Here is a 17,663-nt window from a genome sequence, read left to right as displayed (position 1 = left end):
ACACCGACGGGTTGCGTGCGTACCTGGCCGGGATGCTGCCAGACTATCTGGTGCCTGCCGCGGTGTTCATGGTGGATTCGTTGCCGGTCACGGCGAACGGCAAACTCGACCGGGCAGCACTACCCACCCCGAAGTTCACCGCGCGCGGCACCGGACGTGGACCGGCCACCGCGGTCGAGGAAGTCCTCTGTGGACTGTTCGGCGAGGTGCTCGGGCTGGAGCGGGTTCCGGCGGAGGCCTCCTTCTTCGCCCTCGGCGGTGACTCGTTGCTGGCCATGCGGCTGATCGCCAGAGTCCGCGTCACGCTGAAGGCAGACTTGGGCATCCGGGACCTGTTCGGTGCTCCCACGGTGGCGGAACTGGCGCGGCTGGCTGACCACCGCCACGGCGGAACCCGGACCGCGCTGACCGCGCGAGAGCGGCCCGAGGTGCTGCCGCTGTCCTATGGGCAGCAACGGATGTGGTTCCTCAACCAGCTCGAGGAGGCAGGCGCGGGCGCGGCCTACCACGTGCCGCTGGTGCTCGGGCTGACCGGTGACCTCGACGTCGCCGCACTGGAGACCGCACTCGGCGACGTCGCCGATCGGCACGAATCCCTGCGCACGGTTTATCGCGCGCTCCAAGGCGCCCCGCGGCAGGAAGTCCTTTGTGGACCGTCGTCCCGGCCGACGCTGGGGAGCCGGCCGGTGACCGGGCCGGAGGTTCCCGGTGCGGTGGCCGGCATCGTGGGCCAGGGATTCGACCTGGCCGCGGAACCGCCGTGGCGGGCCGAACTGCTCACGTGCTCGGAGACCGAGCACGTGCTGGTGATCGTGGCTCATCACATCGCCGTCGACGGCTGGTCCATGGGGCTCGTCACGCGGGAACTCCAGGCCGCGTACGACGCCAGGCTGCGCGGTGGGCCGCCGAGCTGGGCGCCGCTTCCGGTGCAGTACGCCGATTACGCGCTGTGGCAGCGGGAGGTGCTCGGGGACCTGGACGATCCGGACAGCGTGCTCAGCGGCCAGCTCGCGTACTGGCGGCGGGCGCTGGCCGGACTGCCCGCGGAGCTGACCTTGCCCACCGACCGGCCGCGGCCCGCCATCCCGTCGTTCGCGGGCGCGACCGTGCCGTTCGGGATCGACGCGCACACGCACGCGCGCCTGGTGGAAGTGGCACAGCAGGGTTCGTCCACTTTGTTCATGGTGGTGCAGGCGGCGCTGGCGATGCTGCTGGCACGCCTCGGCGCGGGCACGGACATCCCGGTGGGCACCACGGTGGCCGGGCGGGGCGACGCGACGCTTGAGAACCTCGTCGGGTTTTTCGTGAACACGCTGGTGTTGCGGACCGACGTGAGCGGTGACCCGAGTTTCGCCGACTTGCTCGCCCGGGTGCGCGAAACCGATCTGGCCGCCTATACCCATCAGGACGTGCCGTTCGAACGGCTGGTGGACGAACTGGCGCCGGAGCGGTCGCTCGCCCGCAACCCGCTGTTCCAGATCATGCTCACGCTGCGGAACACGCCCGCGGGCGAGGAGTGGGATCTGCCCGGTGTCGTGGTCGAACCGGTGCGCGTGGACGAGTCGGTGGCCGCCCAGTTCGACCTGTCGATCAGTGTCGGCGAGCACCGGGACGAGCGGGGCGAACCGGCCGGGCTCGGCGGCGAGATCCAGTTCGCGACGGAACTATTCGACGAGTCCACGGTGACGGCGCTCGCCACGCGGCTGGCCCGGCTCCTGGAACAGGTGGGCGCGGATCCGCGCCTGCGGGTCAGTGAGCTGGACGTGCTGGAGCCGGCCGAGTGGCACGCGGTGCTCGACCAGTGGCAGGGCGCCGCGGTGGTGGTGCCTTCGGTGAGTGTGCCGGAGTTGTTCGCGGTGCAGGTGGCTCGGGTGCCGGGTGGGGTCGCGGTTGTTGATGGTGATGTGTCGTTGACGTATGGGGAGTTGGATGGGCGGGCGGATCGGGTGGCGAATTGGTTGTTGGGTAGGGGGGTGGGGTGTGCGGATCGGGTTGGTGTGTTGATGGGGCGGTCGGCGGATTTGGTCGCGGTGTTGCTTGGTGTGTTGAAGGTGGGGGCGGTGTATGTGCCGTTGGATGGGGGACATCCGGTGGAGCGGTTGCGGGGGTTGGTGGCGGATGCCGGGTTGTCGATGGTGTTGGCGGATCGGTTTGTGGAGGGGTTGTGCACGGTTGGGGTGGCGGAGGTTTTGGCGGTGGGTGGTGATGGGGCGCCTGGTATTGCGGTTTCGCCGGAGGGTTTGGCGTATGTGATGTTCACGTCGGGGTCGACGGGGGCGCCGAAGGGGGTGGCGGTGACTCATGCGAATGTCGTGGGTTTTGTGTTGGATCGGTGTTGGCGTGCTGGGGTGGTTGAGCGGGTTCTGGTGCAGGCCAATCATGCGTTCGATGCGTCGACGTATGAGTTGTGGGTTCCGTTGTTGCGGGGTGGGTGTCTGGTGTTGGCGCCGGCGGATCTGGCGCGGTGGGCGCGGGTCGTCGCTGAACATCGGGTGACGAACGTGCATGTCACGTCCGGGTTGTTCCGGGTGCTGGCGGAGGAGTCGCCGGAGGTGTTCGAGGGGGTGCGTGAGGTTTCCACTGGCGGCGATGTCGTGTCCGCGGCCGCGGTTCGGACTTTGCTGGCGGCTTGTCCCGGCATGGTGGTGCGCACGACGTATGGGCCGACGGAGACCACCGCGTTCACCACGCAACTGGCGTTTGGGTCGGGTGAGGAGGTGCCGGATTCGGTGCCTCTCGGTCATCCGATGGACAACGCCCGCGTCTATGTGCTCGACGGGTTTTTGCGTCCGGTACCGCCGGGGGTGATCGGGGAGTTGTATGTGGCCGGTGCGGGTGTGGCGCGTGGTTACGATGGCCAGGCCGGGCTGACGGCGGGGTGGTTCGTGGCGTGTCCGTTCGGTGGGCGGATGTACCGGACCGGTGATCTGGTGAGCTGGACTGTTGATGGGTTGCTGAGCTTTGCCGGGCGTGCTGATGATCAGGTGAAGATTCGTGGTTTTCGGGTAGAGCCCGGTGAAGTGGAAGCCGCCCTGGCTGGGCATGTCGATGTCGGTCAGGCCACGGTGATCGTGCGGGAGGACGAACCGGGAATCAAACGTCTGGTCGGTTACGTCGTCGCGGCCAACGGACAGGTCGACACCGACGGGTTGCGTGCGTACCTGGCCGGGATGCTGCCAGACTATCTGGTGCCTGCCGCGGTGTTCATGGTGGATTCGTTGCCGGTCACGGCGAACGGCAAACTCGACCGGGCAGCACTACCCACCCCGAAGTTCGACCACACTCCCGGTCGCGCTCCCGCGACGGCCGTGGAGAGAGTCCTGTGTGGACTGTTCGCCGACGTGCTCGGCCGCGACCGGGTCGACGTCGACGATTCCTTCTTCGCCCTCGGCGGCGATTCGTTGCTGGCCATGCGCTTGATCGCCCGTATCCGGTCCGCGGTGGACGCGGAGATCGGTATCCGGGACCTGTTCGGTGCGCCCACCGTGGCCGGGCTGGCACGGTTGGCCGGCACCGGGGGCGGCACGGTCCGAGCGGCGATCACCGCGCGAGAGCGGCCCGAAGTGCTGCCGCTGTCCTATGGGCAGCAACGGATGTGGTTTCTCAACCAACTCGAAGAGGCGGGCGCCGGAGCGGCGTACAACGTGTCGCTGGTCTTGCGGTTGAGCGGCGCGCTCGACGTCTCCGCGCTGGAAGCGGCGCTGGCTGATGTGGCCGATCGCCACGAGTGCCTGCGGACCGTCTACCCGGCCACCGATGGCTTGCCACGGCAGGAGATCCGGCACGGCGCGCCGGGCCGGCCCGCCCTGAGCTGCGCCGACGCCGTTCCGGCGGACGTGCCGGGTGCGGTGACCGCGGCCGCCGGACGCGGCTTCGACCTTGCCACCGAGTTGCCGTGGCGTGTCGAACTGCTCGCGCTGTCGGATACCGAACACGTGCTGGTGCTCGTCGCCCACCACATCGCGGTGGACGGCTCGTCCGTGGGCGTACTCGCCAGGGACCTCCGCACCGCTTTCGCCGCGCGGGTTTCCGGGCGGGCACCGGAGTGGACGCCGTTGCCCGTGCAGTACGCCGACTACGCGTTGTGGCAGCGTGAGGTGCTCGGGGAACTCGACGATCCGGACAGTTTGATCAGCGCCCAGCTCGCGTACTGGCGCGACGCGCTGGCCGGTATGCCCGAGGAGTTGGCCCTGCCCACCGACCACGGCCGCCCGGCCGTCCCGTCCTTCGTCGGCGGCGTGGTGCCGTTCCAGCTGGACGTGGCCGCGCACAAGAGTCTCGTCCGGATCGCGGGCGACAGCTCGGCCACGCTGTTCATGGTCGTCCAGGCGGCGCTGGCGATGCTGCTGGCGCGCCTCGGTGCGGGCACCGACGTTCCCGTCGGTGTGGCGACCGCCGGGCGCACGGACAGCGCGCTGGCGGATCTCACCGGGTTCTTCGTCAACACCCTGGTGTTGCGCACGGACGTGAGCGGCGATCCGACGTTCGCGGAGTTGCTGGCGCGGGTGCGCGAGCAGGACCTGGCCGCTTACGCGCACCAGGAGCTGCCGTTCGAGCGATTGGTGGACGAGGTCGCGCCGGAACGGTCATTGGCGCGGAACCCGTTGTTCCAGATCATGCTGGCAGTGCAGGACGATCCGCGGGCCGAGGCGTCGTGGGAGCTGCCGGGGCTCGTGGTGGAACCGATGCCCGCGAACATCGCGGGCGGCGCGCGCTTCGACCTGTCCATCGGGATCGACGAACTTCGCGACGACGATGGCGCACCGGCCGGTCTCGGCGGCGGCGTGCAGTACGCCGCGGATCTGTTCGACAAGCTCACGGCGGTGGCGATCGCGGGACGGCTGGCGAGGGTGCTGGCGCAGATCGCGGCCGATCCGCGCATCCGGGTCAGCCGGCTCGAGGTGCTGGATCTCGACGAACGGCGCGCGGTGCTCGACCACTGGCAGGGCACCGCCGTCCCGGTCCCCGCGGGCACCCTGCCGCGGCTGTTCGCGACCCAGGTGCGGCGCTCGCCGGACGCGGCCGCGGTGGCGGGCAGCGAGGGCACGCTCAGCTACGCCGAGCTGGACGCGCGGGCGAACCGGGTGGCGAACTGGCTGCTGGACAAGGGAGTGCGGCCGGAGGATCGGGTCGGGGTCGTGCTGGAGCGCTCTGCCGATCTGGTCGCCGTCCTGCTCGGCGTGCTCAAGGCGGGGGCGGTGTATGTGCCGATCGACCCGGGCTGTCCGGCCGAGCGGGTCGCGCGCATGCTCACCGACTCCGCGCCCGTGGTGGTACTGGCGGACCGGCCCGTGGCCGGTGCGCCCGCTACCGCTGTCGCCGACGTGCTGGCCGCGGGAAGCGCCGGGGCGCCGGATGTGGTGGTGCGGCCGGAGCAACTGGCGTACGTCATCTACACGTCGGGGTCGACCGGGACGCCGAAGGGGGTGGCGGTCACCCACGCCAACATCGTGGGTTTCGTGCTCGACGAGTGCTGGCGCACCGAGGTGGTCCAGCGGGTACTGGTGCAGGCCAATCACGCGTTCGACGCCTCGACCTACGAACTCTGGGTTCCGTTGGTGCGCGGCGGATGCCTGGTGCTGGCGCCGGCCGGTGAGGTGGACGCGGCGCAGCGGGCCCGGGTCGTCGCCGAACACCAGGTGACGAACGTCCATGCCACAGCTGGGTTGTTCCGAGTACTGGCCGAAGAGTCGCCGGAGATGTTCGATGGGGTGCACGAGGTTTCCACTGGCGGCGACGTCGTGTCCGCGGCCGCGATCCGGGCGCTGCTGGCGGCTCATCCCGGCATGGTGGTGCGCACGACGTACGGGCCGACGGAGACCACCGCTTTCACCACGCAACTGGCGTTCACGAGGACCGACGAGGTGCCGGATTCGGTGCCGCTGGGGTGCCCGATGGACGGGAGCCGTGCCTTCGTGCTGGACGAGTTCCTGCGCCCGGTGCCGCCGGGGGTGACCGGCGAGCTGTACGTCGCCGGTGCGGGTGTGGCGCGGGGATACGACGGCGCGCCGACGTCGACCGCGCAGCGATTCGTGGCTTGTTCGCCGGGCGGGCGGATGTATCGCACCGGTGACCTGGCGCGGTGGAGCCGCGAGGGACGGCTGGTGTTCGCCGGGCGCGCCGACGAACAGGTGAAGATCCGGGGTTTCCGGGTCGAGCCGGGTGAGGTGGAAGCCGCACTGGCCGGGCATCCCGCGGTCGGGCAGGCCGCGGTGGTCGTCCGGGAGGACCAGCCGGGGGTGAAGCGGCTGGTCGGGTATGTGGTTCCGGCGAACGGGCAAGTCGATGCCGAGGCGGTGCGGGACTACCTCGCTCGCGTGCTGCCGGACTACCTGGTCCCCGCCGCGTTGCTCCCGGTGGACTCTCTTCCGGTCACGGTCAACGGCAAGCTCGACCGGGCGGCGTTGCCCACTCCGGAGCTCGACGTCGCGCCCGGTCGCGCACCCGCCACCGCGACGGAACGAGTCCTCTGTGGACTGTTTGCCGAGGTGCTCGGGCTGGAGCGGGTTCCGGCGGACGCCTCGTTCTTCGCGCTCGGCGGGGATTCGTTGCTCGCGATGCGGCTGATCGCGCGTGCGAGGTCCGCATTGGACATTGAGATCAGTGTTCGCGAGTTGTTCGGCGCGCCCACCGTGGCCGGTCTGGCGCGGCTGGCGGAAGGCGGCCGCCGCGGTACCCGGGCCGCGCTGACCGTGCGGGAACGGCCGGCCGTCCTGCCGCTGTCCTACGGGCAGCGGCGGATGTGGTTTCTCAACCAGCTCGAGGAGGCCGGCGCCGGAGCCGCGTACAACGTGTCGTTCTCCTTGCGGTTGAGCGGAAATCTCGATGCGACGGCGTTGCGGGCGGCGCTCGGGGATGTGGCCGATCGCCACGAATCCCTGCGGACCGTCTACCCGGCCACCGAGGGTGAACCACGCCAGGAGATCCTGAGCGGGCCCGCCGCGCGGCCGGTCCCGCGGGTGTATGCCGCGACCGAGCCCGAACTGCCCGCGCTGACGGCCGCCGCCGGTGACCGGCACTTCGACCTCGCCGCCGACCTGCCGTGGCGCGTCGAACTCCTCGCGCTGTCGGAGACCGAGCACGTGCTGGTGCTCGTGGCGCACCACATCGCGGTGGACGGCTGGTCGATGGGGCTGATCACCGCGGAGCTGTGGAACGCCTACGGGGCAAGGGTTTCCGGCCACGCGCCAGAGTGGAAGCCGCTGCCGGTGCAGTATGCCGACTACGCGTTGTGGCAGCGTGAGGTGCTCGGGGAACTCGAAGATCCGGACAGTTTGATCAGCGGCCAGCTCGCGTACTGGCGGCACGCGCTGGCCGGTCTGCCCGAGGAACTGACCCTCCCGGTGGACCGGCCTCGCGCCACGGTCACGTCGCACCGCGGGCGTGCCGTCCCGCTCGAGGTGGACGCGGAAGCGCACGCCGGGCTGTCCGGGATCGCCGAGCGGACCGGCGCGACCCTGTTCATGGTGGTGCAGGCCGCGCTCGCCGCGCTGCTGACCCGCCTCGGCGCCGGGACGGACATCCCGATCGGCACCGCGGTGGCCGGACGCGGGGACAGCGCGCTCGACGAGCTCGCCGGATTCTTCGTCAACACGCTGGTGCTGCGTACCGACGTCAACGGTGACCCCACGTTCGCCGAGCTGCTGGCGCGCGTCCGGGACGCCGACACGGCGGCGTACACCCATCAGGAGCTACCGTTCGAGCGGCTGGTCGACCAACTGAACCCGCGGCGTTCGCTGGCGCGGCACCCGCTGTTCCAGGTCATGCTCGTTCTGCAGAACCTGCCGCGCGGGCAGCGACCGGTGCGGGTGCCGGGGCTGTCCGTCGAGCCGATGCCGGTCGACGACACCGTGGCGGCGCGGTTCGACCTGTCGGTGAACCTGTCCGAACACCGCGACGAACAGGGCGCGCCGGGCGGCCTCGCCGGCGGCATCCAATACGCGACCGACCTCTTCGACGCGGCCACCGCGCGGACGCTCGCCGAGCGGCTGACCCGGGTGCTGCGGCAGGCCGCGGCGCGGCCGGACACGCGGGTCAGCGGGCTCGCCGTGCTGGACGGCGAGGAGGAGCGGCGGGTCGTCGAGGACTGGAACGACACCGCGGCGCCGGTCCCCGCCGCCACGCTGCCCGAGCTGTTCGCCGCCCAGGTCAGCGCGACACCCGGTGGTATCGCGGTGACCGGGGAGGGAACGCTGACCTACGGCGAGCTCGACGAACGGGCGAGCCGCGTCGCGAACTGGTTGCTGCACAAGGGAGTGCGGCCGGAGGACCGGGTCGGGATGCTGCTCGGCCGTTCGGCGGAGCTGGCCGTCCTCCTGCTCGGCGTGCTCAAGGCGGGCGCCGCCTACGTCCCGGTCGACCCGGGCTATCCCGCCGAGCGCATCGGTTTCGTCCTGACCGACGCCGATCCCGTGCTCGTGCTGTGCGGCCGTGAGACCGAGCCGTTGGTGCCGAAGCACCTTCACCGGGTCGTCTACGACGATCCGGCAACGGCCGCGGAGATCGCCCGGCATCCGGCCACCGCACCCGCCGTGCCGTTGCGCCCGGCGCACCCGGCTTACGTCATCTACACCTCCGGGTCGACCGGGACACCCAAGGGCGTCGTGGTCTCGCACGAGGGCATCGCGAGCCTGGCCGCCTGCCAGCTCGACCGGTTCGGCACCGGGCCCGGCAGCCGGGTGCTGCAGTTCGCCGCGCTCGGCTTCGACGCTTCGGTGTGGGAACTGGTGATGGCGCTGACCTCCGGCGCTACCCTGGTCGTGCCGCCCACCGACCGCATGCCGCCACACCGCCCGCTCGCCGAGGTGCTGGCGGACAACGAAATCACGCACGTCACCCTGCCCCCGTCCGCGCTGGCCGGGGTGGACGAACTGCCGCCGGGCCTCGCGACGGTGATCGTCGCGGGCGAAGCCTGCCCGCCCGCGCTGGCCGAGGCCTGGGCGGATGACGTGCGGCTGGTCAATGCCTACGGGCCCACCGAGGCGACGGTCTGCGTCACGATGTCGGACGAACTCGCCGCGACGCCGGAGCTCACCGGGGTACCGATCGGCCGTCCACTGTGGAACGTGCGGGCCTACGTGCTCGACGCGGTCCTGCGGCCGGTCGCGCCCGGTGTCGCCGGGGAGCTGTACGTCGCCGGACCCGGGCTGGCCCGCGGCTACGGCGGTCGGCCGGGCCGCACCGCCGAGCGGTTCGTCGCGTGCCCGTACGGCGGCCGGATGTACCGCACCGGCGATGTGGCGCGGTGGAGCCGCGACGGGCAGCTGCTGTTCGCCGGGCGGGCCGACGACCAGGTGAAGATCCGCGGGTTCCGCATCGAGCCCGCCGAGATCGAAGCGGTGCTCGGCCGCCACCCGTCCGTCGGCCGCGCCGTCGTGCTCGCCCGGGAAGACCAGCCCGGCGTCCCGCGACTGGTGGCCTATGTCGTACCGGCCGGCGGTGGCGTGGAATCCGCCGCGCTGCGCGAGTTCGTCGGCGAGAGGTTGCCGGACCACATGGTGCCTGCCGCGGTCGTCGAGCTGGCCGAACTGCCGGCCACCCCGAACGGCAAGCTCGACCGGGCGGCGCTGCCCGCCCCGGAGTTCGGCTCCGCCGGTGGGCGCGCCCCGGCCACCGCCACCGAGGAAACCTTGTGCGGGCTGTTCGCCGAGGTGCTCGGGGTGACGCCGGGCGGGGTGGCGGACTCGTTCTTCGACCTGGGCGGGGACTCGCTGCTGGCGATGCGGCTGATCGCCCGGATCCGCGCGGCGCTCGACGTGGAGATCACCATCCGGGAGCTGTTCGGCGCGCCGACCGTCGCGGGTCTGGCGGCTCTGGTCGACGGCGGCCGGGGTGGTGCCGTCCGGGCCAGGATCACCGCCGGGAAGCGGCCCGAGGTGGTGCCGCTTTCCTTCGGGCAGCAGCGGATGTGGTTCCTCAGCCGCCTCGCCGAGGCGGGCGCCGGGACCGCCCACCACGTGCCGCTCGCGCTGCGGCTGGAGGGCGCGCTGGACGTGGCGGCGCTACGCGCGGCCCTCGCGGATGTCGCGGACCGGCACGAGGTCCTCCGCACGGTCTTTCCGGAAACCGGTGGTGTGCCACGGCAACTGGTGCTGGACGGCGCACACGGGCGGCCGGAGCTGCGCACCCGGGCCGTCACCCCGGACACCGTGGTGCCGACCATGGCCGAGGTCGCCACCGCGCGGTTCGACCTCGCCGCCGACCTGCCGTGGCGCGCCGAACTCCTTGCGCTGTCGGAGAACGAGCACGTGCTGGTGCTCGTCGCGCACCACATCGCGGTGGACGGCTGGTCGATGGGCGTCCTCGCCGGTGACCTCCGCACCGCGTATGCCGCACGCCTCGACGGCGGGGCGCCCGGCTGGGCGCCGCTGCCGGTGCAGTACGCCGACTACGCCTTGTGGCAGCGGGAAGTCCTCGGTGACCTGAGTGATCCGGACAGCGTGATCGGTGCCCAGCTCGCCTACTGGCGGGACATGCTGACCGGGCTTCCCGAGGAGCTCACCCTGCCCGCCGACCGCGCCCGGCCCCCGATCGCTTCCGCCCGAGGTGCGTCGGTCCCGGTCGAGCTGGGCCGGGAAGCCCACTCCTCGCTGGCGGCGGCCGCCAAGCGCGGTTCCGCGACGATGTTCATGGCGGTCCAGGCGGCGCTGGCGATGCTGCTGGCTCGGCTCGGCGCGGGCAGCGACATCCCGATCGGCACGGTCGTGGCCGGCCGGGGCGACGCGGCGCTGGAGGAACTGGCCGGGTTCTTCGTCAACACCCTGGTGCTGCGCACCGATCTCAGCGGAGACCCGACGTTCGAGGAACTGCTCGCGAACGTGCGTGAGCACGACCTCGCTGCCTTCGCGCACCAGGATCTGCCGTTCGAGCGGCTGGTGGACGAGCTGCGGCCGGCGCGGTCGCTGTCCCGGCACCCGCTGTTCCAGGTCATGCTGGTGCTGCAGAGCCTGCCGCTGGCGGCATCCTCGTCCTGGGACCTGCCCGGCCTCGACGTGCGGCCGGTGCCGGCGGAGGAGACCGAGGCGGCGCGCTTCGACCTGTCGCTCACCTTGGCCGAGCAGCACGACGAGGACGGCCGTCCGGACGGCTTGCGCGGCGGGCTGCTCTACGCGACGGACCTCTTCGACGCGGCGACCGCGCAAGGCTTGGCGACCCGCCTGACCCGCGTGCTGGAGCAGGTCGCGGCGGATCCCACCGTGCCGCTCACTGGCCTTGACGTGCTGACCGGCGCCGAGGAGCGCGACGTCGTCGCGTCCTGGAACGAGACCGCGCTGCCCGAACCGGCGGACTCGCTGGCGGGCTTGGTCGCCGCGCAGGCGCTGTGCACGCCGGACGCCGTCGCGGTCGTCGGCGAGGTCGAGCTGACCTACGCGGAGCTGGAGGCCAGGGCCGACCGGGTGGCGCACTGGCTGCGCGGCCGGGGCATCGGCCGGGAGTCCCGGGTCGGCGTGCTGCTGGAGCGTTCCGCCGAACTCGTGGTGCTGCTGCTGGGCGTGACGAAGACCGGTGCGGCCTACGTGCCGGTGGATCCTGGATATCCGGCGGAGCGCATCGCGCACATCCTCGCCGGCGCGCGGCCGGAACTCGTGGTGTACCAAGGAGACTGGCCGGTCGAGCCCGGCTGGGTGCGGTGGGACGACGAAGCGTTGCCCGCCGAGCCGAACGCGTCGATCGTGCCCGCTCCTTCGCCGGATTCGGCGGTGTACGTGATGTTCACGTCCGGCTCCACCGGCGTGCCGAAGGGCATCGTGACGACCGAACGCGGCGTCACCGGGCTGGTCTGCGACAGCGGCTGGGCCATGGCGCCGGGGGACCGGGTGCTGATGCACGCGCCGCACGCCTTCGACGCGTCGACCTTCGAAATCTGGGTGCCGCTCGTGCACGGGGCGACGGTGGTCGTCGCGCCGCCCGGGACCGTCGACGCCTCGGTGCTCAGCGGTCTCATCGAGGCGTACGACGTGACGGTGGCCCACGTGACCGCCGGGCATTTCGGTGTGCTGGCCGAGGAATCCCCGCGGGCGCTGACCGGTCTGCGCGAGGTGCTGACCGGTGGCGACGTGGTCCCCGCCGGCGCCGTGGCCGCGGCCAGGCGGGCTGCGCCGCGGCTGCGGGTGCGGCACCTGTACGGGCCGACCGAGTCGACCCTGTGCGCGACCACGTTCGTGGTGGCGCCGGAGGACGCCACCCCCGAGGTGCTGCCGATCGGCATGCCCCGGGACAACACCCGCGCCTTCGTGCTGGACCGGTTCCTGCGCCCCGTTCCTCCCGGCGTGCTCGGGGAGCTGTACCTCGCCGGGTCCGGGCTGGCCCGCGGCTACACCGGCCGGCCGGGATTCACCGCCGAGCGGTTCGTCGCGTGCCCGTTCGCCGAGCACCGGATGTACCGGACCGGCGACCTCGCGAAGTGGACCCGCGACGGCGAGCTGGTGTTCGCCGGGCGCACCGACGACCAGGTCAAGATCCGCGGGTTCCGCGTCGAGCCCGGGGAGGTCGCGGCGGTGCTCGCCCGGCACCCCGGCGTCGGCCGGACCGCTGTACTGGCGAGGGAAGACCGGCCCGGGACCAAACGACTGGTCGCGTACGTCGTTCCGGCGGAGGTGGACGCCGGAGTCGACCCGGCCGAGCTCCGCCGCTACGCGGGCACAGTGCTGCCCGACTACCTGGTGCCCGCCGCCGTCGTCGTACTCGACGAGCTGCCGCTCACCGTGCACGGCAAGCTGGACCGGGCCGCGCTGCCCGCACCGGAGTTCGCCGCCGCGCCGGGCCGTGGTCCCGTCACGCCGACCGAAGATGTCCTTTGTGGACTTTTCGTCGAAGTGCTCGGTGTGCCGCGGGTGGGCGCGGAAGAGTCCTTCTTCGACCTGGGCGGGGACTCGCTGCTGGCGATGCGGCTGATCGCCCGGATCCGCGCGGCGCTCGACGCCGAGATCACCATCCGCGACCTGTTCGGCGCGCAGACGGTGGCCGCCCTCGGTGCGCTCGTCGACGGTGCCGCGGGCGAGACCCGAGCCGCGCTGGCCGCGCGTGAACGCCCGGACGTCATCCCGCTTTCCTTCGGGCAGCAGCGGATGTGGTTCCTCAGCAGGCTCGCGGCCTCCGGCGCGGGCGCCGCCTACACGATGCCGCTGGCCCTGCGGCTTTCCGGCGACCTCGATGTGCTGGCACTCGAAGCGGCGCTCGGCGATCTCGCCGACCGCCACGAAACGCTGCGCACCCGCTTCCCGGACACCGACGGGGTGCCGCGGCAGGAAGTCCTGACCGCGGGACCGGTCCTGCGCGTCGAGGACGTCACGTCCGAGCGGTTGCCGGACGCGCTGGCCGAGTCCGCTCGGCAGGAGTTCGTCCTGGCGGAAGAGCCGCCCTGGCGCACCGAACTGTTCCGGCTGTCCGCCACCGACCACGCGCTGATGCTGGTGGCCCACCACATCGCGCTGGACGGCTGGTCGATGGGCGTGCTCGCTGACGACCTGCACACCGCCTACGCCGCCCGGCTGGAAAACCGCCCGCCGGACTGGGCGCCGCTGACCGTGCAGTACGCCGACTATGCGTTGTGGCAGCGCGAAGTCCTCGGTGAGCTGGACGATCCGGACTCGCTGATCAGCGCGCAGCTCGGCTACTGGCGTGACGCACTGGCGGGCCTGCCGGAGGAACTGGCACTGCCCGCCGACCGGACGCGCCCGGCGGTGGCGTCGTTCGAAGGCGGCGCCGTGCCGCTGCGGGTCGGTCCGCGGACGCACACCGCGCTCGCCGAACTCGCCAGGCGCAACTCGGCCACCCTGTTCATGGTCGTCCAGGCGGCGCTGGTCGCGATGCTTTCGCGGCTGGGCTGCGGAACGGACATCCCGGTGGGGACGGCGGTGGCCGGCCGCGGCGACGCGGCGCTGGAGAAGCTGGCCGGGTTCTTCGTGAACACCCTCGTGCTGCGCACCGACGCGGGCGGCGACCCGACCTTCGCGGAGCTGCTGGCCCGCGTGCGGGAGACCGACCTCGCCGCGTACGCGCACCAGGACGTGCCGTTCGAGCGGCTCGTCGAAGAGCTCAAACCGGCGCGTTCGCTCGCCCGGCACCCGCTGTTCCAGGTCATGCTGGCGCTGCACGGAAACGCTGCCGGCGAAGGGAAGTCAGCGTGGCGGGTGCCCGGTCTCCGGGTCGAGCCCCTGCACGCGAGCGACTCGGTCGCCGCCCGCTTCGACCTGTCGGTCACGCTGGGCGAGTCCCGGGACGGCGCCGGTCAGCCCGGCGGAATCGGCGGTACCCTCGAGTACGCCCAGGACCTGTTCGACGAGCGGACCGCCGAAAAGCTGGCCGGCAGGCTGGTGCGGGTGCTGGAGTCGGTAGCGGCCGACCCGGACGTGCGGATGAGCCGGCTCGACCTGCTGGACGACGCCGAGCGACGCACGCTGACGGCGAACGGAAATGGTGCGGCGGTGGAACTTCCGGTCGCGACGCTGCCGGAGTTGTTCGCCCGCCAGGCCGCGCGGACGCCGGACGCGGTCGCGATCACCGACGGCGAGGTGTCACTCAGCTATGCCGAGGTGGACGCGCTCGCCAACCGGGTCGCGCACTGGCTCGCCGGACAAGGTGTCACGGTGGACAGCCGGGTGGGCGTGCTCCTGCCCCGGTCGGCCGATCTGCTGGTGATCCTGCTCGGCGTGGTCAAGGCCGGCGCGGCGTACGTGCCGATCGACCCGGGCTACCCGGCCGAGCGGATCGCGTTCGTGATCGCCGACGCCGAACCGGTCGTCGTACTCGGCTCGCGGGCCGCCGCGGCGTCGGTGCCCGCGGACGTCGCGGTCTGGGAGGACGCGGTCGTCGAGATGGCGGCGCTTTCCCCTGCCGCGCCGGCGGTCCCGGGCTTGCGGCCGGACCACCTCGCCTACTTGATGTACACCTCCGGGTCCACCGGCACCCCCAAGGGCGTCGCCGTCACCCAGCGGAATGTGGTCGCCCTCGCGCTGGACCGGTGCTGGACGCGCGAGACGGCCGAACGGACGCTGGTGCAGTCCACGCCCGCGTTCGACGCCTCGACCTACGAGTTCTGGGTTCCGCTCGCCCGCGGCGGGCGGCTGGTCGTCCTGCCGGACGGCGCGGTCAGCCCGGCCGGGCGCGGGCAGGTGATCGCCGCGCACGGGGTCACCAACGTGTGGGTCACCGCGGGGCTTTTCCGGGTGCTGGCCGAGGAAACCCCCGAGATCTTCGCGGGCGTGCGCGAGGTACTGACCGGTGGGGACGTGGTGCCCGCGTCGGCGGTGCGGACGCTGCTGCGGGCGCATCCGGGGCTGACCGTGAGCGCCAACTACGGGCCCACCGAGGCGACCGTGTTCGCCACGCGGCTCGCCTACACCGACCCGGAGCAGGTGCCCGGCGCGGTGCCCCTCGGGCGTCCGATGGACAACAGCGGCGCCTGCGTGCTCGACGAGTTCCTGCGGCCGCGGCCGGCCGGGGTGACCGGCGAGCTGTATCTCACCGGCGCCGGGCTGGCCCGCGGCTACTCGGGCCGGGCCGCGCTGACCGCCGAACGGTTCATCGCCTGCCCGTTCGACGCGGGGACGCGGATGTACCGGACCGGCGATTACGCCCGCTGGTCGGCCGAAGGTGAGCTGGTGTTCGCCGGCCGGGCCGACGAGCAGGTGAAGATCCGCGGGTTCCGGATCGAGCCGGGCGAGGTCGAGGCGGTGCTGGCCGAGCACGACGGCGTCCGGCAGGTCGCGGTGGTGGTGCGCGAGGACCAGCCGGGGGACAAGCGGCTGGTCGCCTATGTGGTCCCGGCGGAAAACTCGTCCGATGTGGACGATCGCGTGCTGCGCGAGTACGCCGCGGGGCGGCTGCCCGGTCACCTCGTGCCGTCGTCGGTGGTCGCGGTGGCGGCGCTGCCGATCACCGCGAACGGGAAGCTGGACGTCGCGGGCCTGCCCCCGGTGCCGCGGCCACCCGGCCGTGGTCCCGGCACGGCGGCGGAGGCCGTGCTCGCCGAGCTGTTCGCGGAGGTGCTCGGGGCGGGCGAGGTCGGCGCGGAGGTCTCGTTCTTCGATCTCGGCGGTGACTCGCTGCTGGCCATGCGGCTGGTCGAGCGGATCAGGGCGGTGCTCGACGCGAAGATCACCATCCGCGAGGTGTTCGCGCGGCCGACGGTCGCCGAACTGGCCGGTGCACTGGACGAATCCGCCGACGCGACCGGGGACTTCGCCCGGATCCTGCCGTTACGCGCCGGCCGCGGCGGGCCCGCGTTGTTCTGCCTGCACCCCGGCGGCGGACTCGGCTGGCAGTACGCGGCCCTGGCCCGGCTGCTGCCCGGCGAGTACCCGGTCTACGCCGTGCAGGCAGCCGGGCTTGACAGCGAGGCGCCGCTGCCCGGATCGATCGAGGAGATGGCCGCGGAGAGCGCCCGGCAGATCCGCGCTGTGCGGCCGGACGGGCCGTACCGGTTGCTCGGCTGGTCCTACGGCGCGGTGCTCGCCCATGCCGTCGCGGTGGTGCTGCGCGAGGAGGGCGAAACCGTCGAACTCTTGGCGCTGCTGGACGGTTATCCGCTCCACACGGTGCGGACGGGCGGCGCGGACGAGGACACCCCGCCGGAGCCGCTCGAGGAGTTGAAGCCGGGCGGGGACATGGTGCTGCGGGTCCAGGGCGGCCCGGATCCGGCGTTGCCGGACGCGACGACGTCGGCCGTGCAACGGGTGACGGCCAACAATCTGCGGCTGCTGCACGACTACACGCCCGGCGTCTTCGACGGTGACGCGCTGCTGTTCGTGGCAGAGCAGGACCGGCCCGAACTGCTGCCCGCCGAGGCCGCCGCGCCGGCCTGGGAACCCTATGTCCGCGGCACCGTGGTGCGTCACCCGGTGGACTCCGACCATCGCCGCATGCTGCTGGCGGAACCGCTCGCCGAAATCACCGAAGTGCTCTCGGCGGCGCTGGAAGGCTGACCGCGTAACGGTGATACGACCGTGAAACCCCGTGCGCCGTACTTTGAGCCGAGACCATGGCCGAATGACGCAACAGTCTGACGCTGTTGGTCGGGAAAATCGAAACGAAGATATGGAGTGGGATAATGCCACTAATCCATGGTCACGTTCTTTCGGGGGGACGTAGCCGGCACCGACGGCGAGTCTGGTCATTGACCGGTGCGGCCGCCGTGGTATTGCTGGTGGGCGCGTGTAACACGGGCGCGGCCGGGGGCGGCACACCCGGAACCAGCTCGGCGGCGGGGGGCAGCGGAATGCTGGCCTACAGCAAATGCATGCGCACCGAAGGCGTGGCCGACTTCCCCGATCCCAACGCCCAGGGAAAAATAGATCTCGGCAGCAACCAGAAGTTCGATCCCAATTCCGCGACATTCAAGGCGGCGGACGCGAAATGCAAGAAAATGCTGCCCGACAACGGAAACGCGTCGCCCGCGCCCGCCGTCTCCGGTGAGGCCCAGATCAACTACGCCAAGTGCATGCGGGCGAACGGGGTACCGAAGTTCCCGGACCCGAATGCCGAGGGCGGTATCGACGTCAACGGCGACACCCTGGGTGTCGACCCCACCGGACCGGTCTTCAAGGCCGCGGACGACAAGTGCAAGCACTTCCTCGAGGACGCGGCCGGTGGAGCGCCGAAGATCGAAAAGCCGGGTCGCCCTTGATCGTGCACGGCCGCTGACCGTGCTGCGCCGCGTGGAC

Annotated in this window: 2 protein-coding genes; both read left to right on the top strand. The window is 71.8% G+C overall.

The genetic code is table 11. The features are described from left to right. Nucleotides 1-11 precede the first annotated feature (11 nt). Entirely contained in the window at nucleotides 12-16,925 is a 16,914-nt protein-coding gene (locus tag VJT49_RS14060; RefSeq protein WP_324165235.1) for a non-ribosomal peptide synthase/polyketide synthase, read from the top strand. A 221-nt stretch (nucleotides 16,926-17,146) separates the two neighbouring features. After that, complete coding sequence (locus tag VJT49_RS14055) at nucleotides 17,147-17,626, top strand: hypothetical protein (RefSeq protein ID WP_324165234.1); 480 nt, start codon at nucleotides 17,147-17,149, stop codon at nucleotides 17,624-17,626. The last annotated feature ends 37 nt before the right edge of the window (nucleotides 17,627-17,663 follow it).

Source organism: Amycolatopsis sp. (assembly GCF_035276945.1).
Taxonomy (GTDB): domain Bacteria; phylum Actinomycetota; class Actinomycetes; order Mycobacteriales; family Pseudonocardiaceae; genus Amycolatopsis_E.
The sequence above is the reverse complement of the archived record's forward strand: the minus strand, read 5'-3'. Positions and strand labels throughout refer to the sequence as shown.